Origin of the sequence: Rhizobium sp. BK316 (assembly GCF_014193695.1) — a bacterium.
Lineage (GTDB): Bacteria > Pseudomonadota > Alphaproteobacteria > Rhizobiales > Rhizobiaceae > Rhizobium.
The window spans coordinates 20,110-33,736 of the sequence record NZ_JACHZR010000010.1 but is presented as its reverse complement, the minus strand read 5'-3'; the positions used below and the strand labels follow the sequence as shown (position 1 = coordinate 33,736).

At 59.6% G+C, this 13,627-nt stretch carries 12 protein-coding genes; 3 read left to right on the top strand and 9 right to left on the bottom strand.

The window, feature by feature from the left end; genetic code table 11:
* Positions 1-3: 3 nt before the first annotated feature.
* The 9 genes from FHT87_RS30475 to FHT87_RS30435 form a co-directional block, all read right to left on the bottom strand.
* Positions 4-735 carry a nucleotidyltransferase family protein gene (locus FHT87_RS30475; protein ID WP_183734609.1) on the bottom strand — a complete coding sequence of 244 codons (732 nt, stop codon included), beginning with the start codon at positions 733-735 and terminating at the stop codon, positions 4-6.
* A 12-nt stretch (positions 736-747) separates the two neighbouring features.
* Positions 748-2,259, bottom strand: a complete 1,512-nt coding sequence (gene tsaE / locus FHT87_RS30470; RefSeq protein ID WP_183734610.1) for a tRNA (adenosine(37)-N6)-threonylcarbamoyltransferase complex ATPase subunit type 1 TsaE — start codon at positions 2,257-2,259, stop codon at positions 748-750.
* The gene (locus FHT87_RS30465) at positions 2,256-4,841 is read right to left on the bottom strand and encodes a PAS domain-containing sensor histidine kinase (protein ID WP_183734611.1); all 2,586 of its coding nucleotides are present in this window, start codon (positions 4,839-4,841) and stop codon (positions 2,256-2,258) included. Before FHT87_RS30465 ends, tsaE begins: the two co-directional genes overlap by 4 nt.
* 201 nt (positions 4,842-5,042) lie before the next feature.
* Positions 5,043-6,443 carry an adenosylhomocysteinase gene (ahcY, locus tag FHT87_RS30460; RefSeq protein ID WP_183734612.1) on the bottom strand — a complete coding sequence of 467 codons (1,401 nt, stop codon included), beginning with the start codon at positions 6,441-6,443 and terminating at the stop codon, positions 5,043-5,045.
* Between the two features lie 167 nt (positions 6,444-6,610).
* Entirely contained in the window at positions 6,611-6,886 is a 276-nt protein-coding gene (locus FHT87_RS30455; RefSeq protein ID WP_183734613.1) for an HPr family phosphocarrier protein, read from the bottom strand.
* A 9-nt stretch (positions 6,887-6,895) separates the two neighbouring features.
* A complete protein-coding gene (locus FHT87_RS30450; protein WP_007813746.1) occupies positions 6,896-7,297 on the bottom strand; it encodes a PTS sugar transporter subunit IIA in 402 nt (133 codons plus the stop codon).
* Positions 7,298-7,450: 153 nt separating this feature from the next.
* On the bottom strand, positions 7,451-7,891 hold the full coding sequence (locus FHT87_RS30445; protein ID WP_183734614.1) for a serine/threonine protein kinase: 441 nt from the start codon (positions 7,889-7,891) through the stop codon (positions 7,451-7,453).
* Positions 7,888-9,678, bottom strand: a complete 1,791-nt coding sequence (locus FHT87_RS30440; RefSeq protein ID WP_183734615.1) for a sensor histidine kinase — start codon at positions 9,676-9,678, stop codon at positions 7,888-7,890. The genes FHT87_RS30445 and FHT87_RS30440 overlap by 4 nt, the downstream gene beginning before the upstream one ends.
* Before the next feature lie 76 nt (positions 9,679-9,754).
* Positions 9,755-10,492: a response regulator transcription factor gene (locus FHT87_RS30435; RefSeq protein WP_210276856.1), complete on the bottom strand. Its 738-nt coding sequence runs from the start codon at positions 10,490-10,492 to the stop codon at positions 9,755-9,757.
* Between the two features lie 337 nt (positions 10,493-10,829).
* Here FHT87_RS30435 and FHT87_RS30430 point away from each other — a divergent pair, with 337 nt between their 5' ends.
* From FHT87_RS30430 to FHT87_RS30420, 3 genes are all read left to right on the top strand, one after another.
* Positions 10,830-12,440 carry a phosphoenolpyruvate carboxykinase gene (locus tag FHT87_RS30430; RefSeq protein ID WP_183734617.1) on the top strand — a complete coding sequence of 537 codons (1,611 nt, stop codon included), beginning with the start codon at positions 10,830-10,832 and terminating at the stop codon, positions 12,438-12,440.
* A 123-nt stretch (positions 12,441-12,563) separates the two neighbouring features.
* Positions 12,564-13,001, top strand: a complete 438-nt coding sequence (gene arfB, locus FHT87_RS30425) for an alternative ribosome rescue aminoacyl-tRNA hydrolase ArfB (protein ID WP_183734618.1) — start codon at positions 12,564-12,566, stop codon at positions 12,999-13,001.
* Between the two features lies 1 nt (position 13,002).
* Positions 13,003-13,614: an alpha-ketoglutarate-dependent dioxygenase AlkB gene (locus FHT87_RS30420; RefSeq protein ID WP_183734619.1), complete on the top strand. Its 612-nt coding sequence runs from the start codon at positions 13,003-13,005 to the stop codon at positions 13,612-13,614.
* Positions 13,615-13,627: the final 13 nt, after the last annotated feature.

Below are 13,627 nucleotides of genomic sequence, written 5' to 3'. Positions count from 1 at the left end.
TCGTCACGCAAACGTCCGGAACCGCCGGATCGTTTCCTCTGCTTCGCCGATCGCATCAGGCGTGCCAACGGTCAGCCAATGGCCGTTCATCAGCATGCCGAAAAGCCTGCCTCGGGCAATCGCCTTATCGAAATAGATATTGAGGTTGAAGGCGTCTTCAGGCGCATCGTCGAGCAGCGCAGGGCTCATGACGATCGCGCCGGCATAGACGACTGGGTTGGAGGGATCGTCGCGATAGCGCGTCAGCCGTCCGTCGGCGGCAAGGCTGAAATCGTTCTTGCCGTTATGACCCGTCGTGTCTTCGATACGCACGCAGAGAAGCGCCATATCCATGTGCTTCGCATCGAAGAATCCGGCTAAGCGCTGTAGATTGCTCGGTTGCCCCGCGGGTTCACCGATCCAGAAAAGGTCGGCATTCATCACGAAGACCAGCTCCCGATCGAGCAGCTTGAGACCTTTTGCCAAACCGCCGCCGGAATTCATCAGCGCATCGCGCTCATCGGAAATGAGGATATCGAGCCCGCGATAATGTCTCAGATGGTCTTCCATCTGATCGGCGAAATGATGAACATTGACGGCAGCGCGTTCAACGCCGGCACCAACAAGTGAATCCAGCGCATAGTCGATCATCGGCTTTCCACCGATTTTCACCAGAGGTTTCGGAATCGTGTCGGTGATCGGGCGCATGCGGGTTCCGAGTCCCGCGGCCAGCACCATGGCTTGTCTGACGGTCATGCTGATCCGGTCTTATGATTCGACTTGGACTATTCCAGTCCTTGTGCACCATTCGCGCAAGGGGGCAAGCGCGTCGTGTTCCAGCGCCACCTTCAGATAGGACAGCGTGCGCGGCATATGTTGCAGATAGCCGGGTTTACCGTCTCGCTGCAAGAGCCGTACCCAGAGTCCGGCGAGTTTGCAGTTGCGTTGCGCTGACATGATTGCCCATGCCTTCATGAATCCGGCTTCGTCGAAACCGCGCTCAGTACGCCGCAATAACAGATAATCGTCCATCAGATGCCTGAAGAGATCGGGCTCTATGGTGACACGGGCGTCTTGAACGATGGAAGCAAGATCATAGGCAGTCGGCCCGATCATCGCATCCTGGAAGTCGATGATGCCGATCTTGCGGATGCCGCTTTCGTGTCCGCGCCAGATGATATTCGGCGAATGGAAATCGCGCAGCAGGAGATTGGTTTCAGCCGGTTGCAGTTCGTCGATCAAATGATCCCAGATCGCGAGATATTCCTCGCGCTCTGCGTCGGTGGGCGGGGTGCCGCGCTTCCAGCCGATATGCCAGTCGAGCACGAGCCGCACTTCCATCGTCATCGCCGTGCGATCGAAGTCTGGAATGTGATGGATATGCGTGGACGAAACCGGGATATCCTGCGGAATCTGCATGGAATGAAGATAGGCAAGACAGGCGACGCTTTGCCGGTAACGCTCGGCGATCGGTCGCCCGCTGGCATCGAGCACGCCTTCAGTGCCGAGATCCTCGATCAGCAGTATGCCCTGGTCGTAATCGACCTTGTAGATCTCCGGCGTCGCAAAGCCCCGCTGCCGCAACGCATCAGCGATTGCTACGAACGGATAGGCGTTTTCCGCAAGGTGTGCGACCTTAGGGTAAGGCTTGCCGTCCAGTACCGGCGGACCGTCGGGTAACGGCGGCCAGTCCATCAGGATCTTGCGATCGCCCTTCCCGGGATAGATCGATTCATAGGCGCGGAGTGACGCGTCGCCAATCAGGAACCTCCGCTTGGCATTACCATAGCCGGCAGCGGCGAGGAAGTTGCGTATCGCCAGCACGCGACGGATACGTGCCGCAGTCTTCTCCGGTGCCGTGATCGTCACCCGCCGGCCGGCGGCCTCGTGTTCAAGCCGCAGCGAAATGCGTGTTTCAGGCAACTCGCCTTCTGCCATCTCGGGCCATTCGACGATACAGATGCCGTTATCGAGCGCCTCGTCGAAGCCGAGCTCAGTCAACTCGGAGGGATCGCCGAGCCTGTAGAGGTCGAAATGCGAGATCGGAATGCGCAGCTCGTAGGATTGAACCAGCGTGAAGGTGGGGCTTGGAACTTCCAGCCCGTCGTCATCCGCCATCGTGCGCAGGAATGCGCGTGCGAGTGAGGATTTTCCGGCGCCGAGATCGCCTGATAGTGCCAGGCAATCACCCGCTTTCAGCGCCAGCGCCAGATCGTTGCCGAGGCGGATGGTTGCTGCCTCGTCTTCCAGAAAAAGCGAGATTTCGTCGCGCTGCGTCATTCGGCGGCGACGGAATGCGGCATGTTGATGGAAGGGATGCGGCAGGTCACCGTCGTCCCCTTGCCCGGTTCGCTGTCGATGCCGACCTCACCGTTGTGCAGGCTGACGAAGCTGTCGACGATCGAAAGGCCAAGCCCCGCTCCGCCGCGCTTTCCGCTCTTGGCGCCGGTCGCGAAGCGATCGAACACCGTAGCAACCATCTCGGGAGAAATGCCGGGGCCGCGATCCCTGACAGAGAAGACGAAATCCGTGCCTTCCCGGCGGCATTCGAGCGAAATGGATGCACCTTCCGGCGAGAAGTTGGCGGCATTGGCGAGAAGCTTCAGCAGGATCTGCTTCAGCCGCTGCGGATCGGCAACGATCGAGCCGAGAAAGGCCGGAGCGGTGATTTCAAGCGAAACACCACTTTCCTGCAGCCGGTCGGCGATCTGCATGGAGACGTCGTCCAGAAGATCGGCAAGATCGATTTCCGCATAGTTGAGCCGCATGATGCCGGCATCGACGGTCGCGAGATCGAGGATGTCGTTGACGAGCGTCAGCAGCACCGAGGACGAAGTGGCGATATGGTCGATATATTCCGCCTGCCGTTCATTCAGTGGGCCGACGCCCGGCGTGCGCAACAGATCGGTGAACCCGATGATATTCGTCAGCGGCGAGCGCAGCTCGTAGGAGACGTGCTGCACGAAGTCATTCTTCAGCTCGTCTGCCTTGCGCAGCGCCTCGTTCTTTTCCGTCAGTGCCCGTTCGGCGCGAACGCTGTCGGTCATGTTGACGAAGGTCAGCATGGTCTGCGCGTTCGGCAGCGGGATGACGGCGAAGTCGAGAACGAGGCCGGACAGCAGTTCGAGCGTTCCCTGGCTGGAGCGGCGCTCATCATCGAAGCTGGTGATCAGCTCGGCAAAGGTCTTCCAGCCGTCGGGTTGGTCATAGGACGGCGCGCAGGCCTCGCCGATCGCACGGATATGCGTGCCGGGCTTGGCTTCCGTCTCGGTAATGCCCCAAAGAGCCCGGAAGGCCGGGTTGGAGAGACGGATACGGCCGTCAGGCCCGAAGACCGCGACGCCTTCCGACAGATGATCGATCGTTTCGCCTTGTACCTTCACCAGCGTGTTGTAGCGCGTTTCGAGATCGACCTGCTCCGTCAGGTTCTCGAAGACCCAGGTCGCACCGCCCTGCGGATGCGCCGTGGCGAAGACGCGCAGCGTCTGCCCGTTCGGCAGGTGCCAGAGGTCGGATTGCGTATCGAGCGAGCGATAGACGGAAAGCGCTGTTTCCTTCCACGATTTCCAGTTCAACTGGTCGGGCAATTTCTTGGCGGCGCGCAGGCGCTCCAGAAGTTCGCTATTGTCGGGCTTGCTCTCGAGGAACGCGATATCGAGTTCCCAGAGTGCGACGAAGGCCTGATTGTAGAACTGCAGTCGGCGGTCGCCGTCGAAGATGGCAACGGGCGTCGCCAAATGGTCGAGCGTCTCGGCATGGCTTTTCAGCGTGCGTTCCAACTCGGCGCGAACTGCTTCGACATCGGAGACGTCGACGGCAATGCCGGCAGAGCCACTCGGGACCTTGACGTCAACCACATCGAAGAACGTGCGGTTGCCACGCACGACGGTCGAAATCGTGTCATGGAAAGGCGATTCCGGCATTGCCGTGGCGCGGATGCGCTCACGGGCAACGGTCGTCAGGATTTCGCGGCCTTCATTAACGGCCTGTTGGGGTGATTGCGCTTCGACGGCATCGCCATAGGCATGGTTGACCCAGGTCAGGCGGCCGGCGGTATCGCGCTGCCAGGCCGGCATGTCGATCGCGTCGAGCATGGTCTGGAAGGCGGAAATCGACGTCATCAACCGATCGCGCTCGATCTTCAGTTCGGCGAGTTCAGCGCGCAGATTGTTGAGCGCCACGAAACGAACGAAGGCGCGGCCACCGGAAACCCGGCCCTGGGCCTCAAGCACCTCGTCCCGGATTGTTTCGACCACCATGTCGAAGCTTTCGGCCTGCTCACGCAGCCGCCCGATCGCCCGTTCCAGTTCGGAAGCCGAGCGTGCCTTCAGCCAGAGACCAAAGGCAAGGAATTCATTGTCCTGCGGCGCGCCGGTTTCCGGTGGAAGCTGACCGAGGAGTTCAGGCCGAGCGACGCCGTCCCAGATGACGATACGCCGGTTCTTGTCGGCAATAAGCGCCTGATATTGGGAAATGCGCTGCTGCGCATCCGACAGCGCCGAGCGAATCTCGCGGCTCTCATTTTCGAGATTGCCACGCTGGCGCACCAGCCAGAGCGTCGAAAGCAGGGCAGCCGAAATCACGCCAATGACGACGGAAAGGCCGACAACCTGCGAGGAGGTGAAAAGATGCGCCGACCCGCCGATGACGGGCTCTGCTTGCGCCAGAACCGGCCAAGCCGGGACGAAGATCGCGGTGCTCACAGCGCACAGCTTTGCAATACGTGCCACAGACCAGTTTTTTTGCCCTGCAGTCACGGGGACTGCGGCAAACCCATATTTTTGGCCTGCCGGAAGCGGGCGATCAGCAGCATAAGCGCTATCCTCCGCCTGACCGAGCAGGCTGTGTTTCATTTCCGACATCGGCGGTATGTCTCCGTCCTTTAATGTGCCGCATCACGACAAGACATCCCATTTTCGTGGAAAACGAAGAGCTCCGAGCCACGAATCAAGTCTTAAAATAATACTTCGGAAGGGAATCGTCGGAAAGAGAGCGCCTAAAAAATAAGCCCCGGCATTTGTCAATGCCAGGGCCACCACATCTTGTGGATATCTAGGATTTGATCAGTACCTGTAGTGGTCAGACTTGAAAGGACCCTGCGGCTTCACGCCGATATAGGCAGCCTGCTCTTCGCTGAGCTGGGTGAGCTTCACGCCGAGCTTGTCGAGATGCAGGCGCGCGACCTTCTCATCCAAGTGCTTCGGCAGGATGTAGACCTTGCTTTCATACTGGCCGGGCTTGGTGAAGAGCTCGATCTGCGCCAGCGTCTGGTTGGTGAAGGAAGCCGACATGACGAAGGACGGATGGCCCGTCGCGTTGCCGAGGTTCAGCAGGCGGCCTTCGGAGAGAAGGATGATGCGATTGCCCTTCGGGAACTCAATCAGGTCGACCTGCGGCTTGACGTTCGTCCACTTGAGGTTACGAAGTGCTGCAACTTCGATTTCGTTGTCGAAGTGGCCGATATTTCCGACGATCGCCATGTCCTTCATCTGACGCATGTGGTCGATGCGGATGACATCCTTGTTACCGGTGGTGGTGATGAAGATATCGGCCGAGGAAACGACGTCCTCGAGCAGAACGACCTCATAGCCGTCCATGGCGGCCTGCAGGGCGCAGATCGGATCGGCTTCGGTCACCTTGACGCGGGCGCCGGCGCCGGAAAGCGAGGCAGCAGAACCCTTGCCGACATCGCCGTAACCGCAAACGACGGCAACCTTGCCCGCCATCATGACATCGGTGCCGCGGCGGATGCCGTCGACCAGCGACTCCTTGCAACCATACTTGTTGTCGAACTTCGACTTGGTGACGGAGTCGTTGACGTTGATGGCCGGGAAAGGCAGCAGGCCCTTCTGGCTCAGCTGATAGAGGCGGTTGACGCCCGTCGTGGTCTCTTCGGTCACCCCCTTGATGGCATCGCGCTGCTTGGTGAACCAGCCGGGCGTTGCTGCAAGGCGCTTCTTGATCTGGGCGAAGAGGATTTCCTCTTCTTCGGAGTGCGGGTTGGAAAGAACGTCCTCACCGGCTTCGGCACGGGCGCCAAGCAGGATGTACATGGTGGCGTCGCCGCCATCGTCGAGGATCATGTTGGAGAGGCCGCCATCGGCCCACTGGAAGATCTTATCGGTGTAAACCCAGTAATCTTCAAGCGACTCGCCCTTGATCGCGAAGACCGGAACGCCGGAAGCGGCGATTGCTGCTGCGGCATGGTCCTGCGTCGAGAAGATGTTGCACGATGCCCAGCGGACTTCGGCGCCGAGGGCAACCAGTGTCTCGATGAGAACGGCGGTCTGAATTGTCATGTGCAATGAGCCGGTGATGCGTGCGCCCTTCAGCGGCTTCGATTCACCGAATTCAGCGCGGCAGGACATGAGGCCGGGCATTTCGGTTTCAGCGATGGTGATTTCCTTGCGTCCGAAATCTGCAAGGCCGATATCGGCGACGACATAATCTTTTTCAATGCTCATAGGGCTCTCCAGGCTGAAACGTCTCAAAACCATCGCAAGGACGCGACGATGACCGCAACGGAACGAACGCGTGCGGAATGCACGTCATGCTCGCCGTTTAGCAGGCTTCGGTCGGGAAGGCAACGGGGATATAAAGAAGTCTTTATATCTTTATATGGCGCTGGAGATCAGATCTCTTCGCCGAACTTGTTCTGGATGAGCTCATCGAGGGCATTCAGCGCTTCGGCCGCCTGGTTGCCGGTCGCCGAGACGACGACGCTGGAGCCGGGGCTTGCCGCAAGCATCATCAGCCCCATGATCGAGGTGCCGCCGACCGTCATGCCGTCCTTGGAAACGGTGATCGTTGCATCGAAGGCATCGACAGTCTGGACGAATTTTGCCGAAGCGCGTGCGTGCAGGCCACGCTTGTTGATGATGAGGAGTTCCCGGGAAAGCGGTGTCATGGAGGTTTCTTACTTTCCGCTCAGGACCCGGCTCGCAACGTTGATGTATTTGCGGCCGGCCTCGGAAGCCTCGGCAAGCGCCTTTTCCATATTGTTCTCGCCGCGCACGCCGGCGAGCTTGATCAACATCGGCAGGTTGACGCCGGCGATGACTTCGGTATGGCCGCTGCTCATGACAGAGATTGCGAGGTTGGAAGGTGTACCCCCGAACATGTCGGTAAGAATGACGACGCCATGGCCGTCGTCTGCGCCGGAAACGGCTTCGAGAATGTCCTGTCGTCTCTGGTCCATATCGTCTTCCGGTCCGATGCAGACCGTTTCGATGAATTTCTGAGGACCGACGACGTGCTCTACGGCATGACGAAACTCTTCAGCCAGCTTGCCATGAGTGACAAGCACAAGTCCGATCATGATATTACTGCTCCCATGGCATACGCAAACCGTGGCCCCAATATCGCAACGCAGCAATTACGTCCACCGGTGGGGGCACATCTTGGCGATCAAAAGCCGAAGTGCAAGATAAAAATATAAATATATAGGCCGTATCAGGCCGTCCGGAAGGCCTCAACTTCCTATTTCCGGCGCTTTTGCCATCAACACTGCAAGGGGCAGGGAGAGGTTGGGCAACAATCGCAGTGCAGGCAACTCGAAACCCTCGGCAAGAACGGCGGTTTCCCCTTCCGCAGGAAGCCGGTTCTCGCCCCTGGCGCTGCCTGGCAGGACTGCAAAATGCATCGCCGCCTGGGTAATATGATCGTGCTTCACGATGCCCGTGCCGCGCAGTTCGATAAGCCCGGCAATGGCAGGCGGACAGGCGGCAGTGATTGCTCCGTCCTGTTTCGAAAGAAGCACCTGATCATCGGCCACGAGGACAGAAAATATTCCCTGCCGCCGCGCCTCCGCCATGCACGTAAAAGCGGTCATCGACTTGCCCCAGCCCGAAGGGCCGGTGAACAGCAGGCCGGTCTTTCCAATGACGATTGCGGTGGCGTGGATGTTGATCATGCCGCGGTATCGGCCGGGAGGGCAAGGATGAAGCGGGCACCAAGCAATTTACCGCTTTCGTCGTCGACGATGTTTTCGGCCCGTAATGAACCGCCATGCGCCTCGGCGATCTGCCGGCTGATGGAAAGTCCGAGGCCGGAATTCTGGCCGAAACCTTCGGATTCCGGTCGGTCGGTATAAAAGCGTTCGAAGATGCGGTCGATATTCTCTGCCTGGATCCCCGGACCGTTGTCTTCGATATAGACGACGCAACGGGAGCGGGTACGGACCAGGCGCACCGTGATCTTGCCGTCCTGCTCCGGCACGAAGGAGCGAGCATTTTCAATCAGGTTGGTGATGATCTGGCCGATACGCAGGTCATGCCCTTTGACGACAAAGCGCGTCTTGACGTTCGGCTTGCGATCCACGGCATAGTCTATGTCGACCTTTTTCTTGGTGCTGCGGATCTGGCGCGACACGTCGATGAGATCGCGCAGAAATACTTCCAGATCGACAGATCCCGCATCGACGCGCGCAAGCTCGGCATCGAGACGCGATGCATCCGAGATATCGCTGATCAGCCGATCGAGGCGGCGGACATCGTGCTGGATGACATCCATCAGCCGCTTCTTGGAATCGTCGGATTTGGCGAGCGGCAGTGTTTCGACGGCACTGCGCAGCGAGGTTAGCGGGTTCTTTAGCTCATGGCTGACATCGGCCGCAAAGCTCTCGATCGCATCGATCCGGTCGTAGAGGGCCGTCGTCATTTCGCGCAGCGCAATGGAAAGGTTGCCGATTTCGTCCTGACGCGCGGAAAAGTCTGGAATTTCCTCACGTTCCTTGGCGCCGCGGCGCACCCGGATGGCCGCCGCCGAAAGCCGTCGCAGCGGATTGGCGATCGTCGAGGAAAGCACGAGCGCCATCAGCACGTTGACGAGCGTTGCAACGCCGAAGACGCGCATGATGGCGAGACGCTCGGCATGCACGATATTGTCGATATCGCCGGCCTGCGTCGACAGCAGCAACACACCGAGCACGGCCCGGAAACGCTGGATCGGTACGGCAACCGAAACGATGAGCTCGCCCTTTTCCGTCGTGCGCACGACTGCGCCGCGCACACCCGTCAGCGCGTTCATCACCTCGGGATAGATAGAACCATCACCACCTGGTGCTTCCTTGTAGACAGGAAGATTGCCCGGCTGCAGAGCCTTGTTGAAGAGGGCCGTGAACCATTCGCCCCAGGTCTGCTTTTCTTCCTCCACCGGCGGCAGGTCGAAACGCAGCACCTGGCCACGAGAATAGAGATGGCGGGAATCGAGCAGCAGATTGGCGTCGGCATCGAAGATGCGGGCGCGGGTGCGGGTCGGAGAGATCAGCCGTCGAAGAACCGGCGCCACCTTTTCCGGATCGATCGGGAATTCGAGATCCTCGTCGTTCGGCACCGGTGTGATGCTCTGGCCGGCCTGCAGTTCGAGCAGCTTCTGCGGATCGATGGTGATCGAGTTCGTATCGACGGAAGCCGAAGCCGAAACCGCGCCGGCGATGATTTCGCCCTGAGTCAGCAGGCTCTCGACGCGCGCGTCGATCAGGCCTTCTCGGAACTGGTTGAGGTAGAGAATACCGCCGACGAGGACGAGCAGGGCCGCGAGGTTGAAGAAGACGATGCGACGCGTCAGGCTCGAAAAGACAGCATTGCCGAAGATACGGCGGATCAGGGTGAAGGGATGCGACCAACGCCTACCCCTGACGCGTCGGGTGCTCACGCCCTCCGCATCATCCAGATCCCTTTCCTGCACCAACTGTGCCAATCACGGCCCTTTCGGAGGGCAGGGCCAGCTTGGCCGGCCCGCCGCCCTCATTCGTCTCTCCCTGCGCTTTGAAGCGTCAGGCTGCTTCGCGGAAGCGGTAACCCACACCGTAAAGCGTTTCAATCATATCAAAGTCTGTATCGACCATCTTGAACTTCTTCCGCAGCCGCTTGATGTGGCTGTCGATGGTGCGGTCGTCAACATACACCTGTTCGTCATAGGCGGCATCCATGAGGGCGTCGCGGCTTTTCACCACACCCGGGCGCTGGGCCAGCGAATGCAGGATCAGGAATTCAGTGACGGTGAGGGTGACGGCCTCACCCTTCCAGGTGCAGGTGTGGCGTTCCTGGTCCATGACCAGCTGGCCGCGCTCGAGCGAACGGGCCTGCTGAACCGCACCTGCCTTTGGCGTACCGACGGTCGCAACGCCGCCGGTAGCGGCGGCCTCACGGCTCGAAGCGCGGCGCAGCACTGCGCGAACGCGCTCGACCAGCAGTCGCTGGGAGAAGGGCTTGGTGATAAAATCGTCGGCGCCCATCTTCAGGCCGAAGAGCTCGTCGATCTCTTCATCCTTGGAAGTTAGGAAGATGACTGGCATGTCCGACTTCTGACGAAGGCGGCGAAGCAGCTCCATGCCGTCCATACGCGGCATCTTGATATCGAAGATCGCCAGGTGCGGCGGGCGCGCCAGCAGACCGTCCAGCGCGGAAGCGCCATCCGTATAGGTCTCGACCTTATATCCTTCTGCTTCCAGTGCAATCGACACGGAAGTGAGGATGTTGCGGTCGTCGTCAACGAGCGCGATTGTCGGCATGGTGTTGGTCTCCGTCATCAGTGCGCAATCTCCCGGATTGGTCGTCCCCAGGCGGTCTTCGTGACCGGTTGCGCTTATGGAGGATAAAGGTGGAACAAATTGTGGCAAAGATAAAGGGGTAGATTGCCAGCTCTCATCAGCCGCAATCGCAAGTGGTGCGACAAGTTGTTTCAACAGGAGGTCTTCAAACGATTTAAAATAGATTCTCGGAATTTAAATCGATTAATTATTTGATATTATTATATTTTCTAAGTTATAGGCTATTGCCATTTAAAATTTCTCCTCTTACTTTCGCTTAGATTTTAGCGGCCAAGGCGCCTCAGCGAAGGGAAAAGCTATGGAGACGTTCGGAGTTCACAACCAGGCAATCGAGCTGGCGACGATCGGTTTCGGCGACATACGGAGCGTCCGTTACAACCTCTCTGCCGCTCTTCTTTACGAGGAAGCGATTCGCCGGGGAGAGGCCGAACTGACAGCCCAGGGCGCACTTCGTGCCACGACCGGCCAGCACACCGGCCGGTCGCCGCGCGACAAGTTCGTCGTCCGCGATGAGAATACGGATGGCCAGATCTGGTGGGATAACAACAAGCCGATGTCGCCGGAGCATTTTGCCCTGCTGCACAAGGATATGCTGGCCCATGCCGCGGGCAGGGATCTCTTCGTGCAGGACCTGATCGGCGGTGCCGATGCCGGTCAGGCACTCCCGACCCGCGTTGTGACCGAATTCGCCTGGCATTCGCTCTTCATCCGCAACCTGCTGATCCGTCCGAAGGCAGACGCGCTCGCGAGCTTTGCGCCGAAGTTGACGATCATCGACCTGCCGAGCTTCAAGGCCGATCCGGAGCGTTACGGCTGCCGCACCGAAACGGTGATTGCCTGCGATCTCACCAACGGCATCGTTCTGATTGCCGGCACCTCCTATGCCGGCGAGATGAAGAAGTCAGTCTTCACAGTGCTAAACTACCTGCTGCCCGAAAAGGGTGTCATGCCGATGCACTGCTCGGCCAATGTCGGCCCTGCGGGTGATGCTGCGGTCTTCTTCGGTCTGTCCGGTACGGGCAAGACGACGCTTTCGGCTGACCCGGCACGCACCTTGATCGGCGATGACGAACACGGCTGGAGCGAAAACGGCATCTTCAATTTCGAAGGCGGCTGCTACGCCAAGACCATTCGCCTCTCGGCAGAGGCCGAACCGGAAATCTATGCCACGACACAGCGTTTCGGTACGGTGCTTGAAAACGTCGTTCTCAACGAAAACCGAGAGCCGGATTTCGACGATGCGTCGCTGACGGAAAACACGCGCTGCGCCTACCCGATGGACTTCATTCCGAATGCATCTGAAACCGGCCTTGCGCCTCATCCAAAGACGATCATCATGCTGACGGCCGACGCTTTTGGCGTCATGCCGCCGATCGCCAAGCTGACGCCCGATCAGGCCATGTACCACTTCCTGTCCGGCTACACCGCCAAGGTGGCCGGTACGGAAAAGGGTGTCGTGGAGCCGGAAGCAACCTTTTCGACCTGCTTCGGCGCACCCTTCATGCCGCGCCATCCGGCCGAATACGGCAATTTGCTGAAGGAGTTGATCGGCCGCCACGGCGTGGAATGCTGGCTGGTCAACACCGGCTGGACCGGCGGTGCCTACGGCATCGGCAAGCGCATGCCGATCAAGGCAACCCGTGCTTTGCTGACGGCCGCACTTTCCGGCGAACTCGCCAAGGCTGAGCTCCGCGCCGATGCGAATTTCGGCTTTGCCGTTCCGGTAGCGGTTGAAGGCGTCGATACTGGCATCCTCGATCCGCGCTCGACCTGGGCCGACAAGCAGGCCTATGACGCGCAGGCCGAAAAGCTGGTCTCCATGTTCATTGCCAACTTCGCCAAGTTCGAGGACCATGTCGACGGCGGCGTGCGCGACGCAGCCCCCGGCATCAAGGTCGCTGCCGAATAAGCCGCCGGCAAACTTCTGGAGATTCACGTGAAACCCGGCGTTCCCAAGCGCCGGGTCTTCGGTTGCTCAGGCGCCGGGTTTCCACCGCTTTCAATTCGCGGCCATTATGCGCTAGAAGGCTGCATGGCCAGCGACGCTCTTTATATCGACGACAGGATTACCATCGCCGGATGGGAGCTGACGGAACAGTTCGTTCTGGCAGGTGGTCCTGGCGGTCAGAACGTCAACAAGGTCTCGACCGCCGTCCAGCTCTTCTTCAATATTCCCAATTCCCCCTCGCTCAACGAGAGGGTCAAAACCAATGCGATCAAGCTTGCCGGCAGGCGCATGTCGAAGGACGGTGTGCTGATGATCGAGGCAAGCCGCTTTCGCAGTCAGGACCGTAATCGCGAGGACGCACGCGAGCGGCTGAAGGAATTGATCCTTGAGGCCGCCAAGCCGCCACCGCCGCCGCGCAAGAAGACCAAGCCGACGAAGGGCTCGATCGAGCGACGCCTGAAGGAAAAATCCGGCCGCTCGGAAGTCAAGAAGATGCGCGGCCGACCGGGCGGTGGAGAATGACATGCCGGAGCTTCTAAGCGGCATCCGCCATCTGCCAGACTATCTGGATTGCGCTCGCCAGGAAGCGCTGGTTGATATCATCAGGAATATTGTCGCCGAGGCGCCGCTCTACGTGCCGATCATGCGCGGTACCGGCAAGCCGATGTCGGTGCGCATGACCAATTGCGGCTCGCTCGGCTGGGTGACGGACAAGGCGCGCGGCTATCGCTATCAGCCGATGCACCCGGTGACCGGCAGGCCGTGGCCGGCACTCCCGTCGGAGTTGCTGGAGATCTGGGGCGACGTTTCGGGCTACGACAAGCCGCCTGAAGCCTGCCTCGTCAATTTCTATTCGGATGAGGCGCGCATGGGGTTGCATCAGGACAAGGATGAGAACGACCTGAAAGCGCCGGTCGTCTCGATTTCGCTCGGCAATGCCTGCCTGTTTCGCGCGGGTGGCGTGAACCGCAACGACAAGACCATGTCCCTCAAGCTGTCGAGCGGCGATGTCGTCATTCTCGGCGGGGAAGGGCGGCTCTGCTTCCACGGCGTCGACCGCATCTACCCGACCACCTCGACCCTTTTGAAGAACGGCGGCCGCATCAATCTGACGCTCCGCCGGGTCAATCCGTAGAAGCAATTCCAGT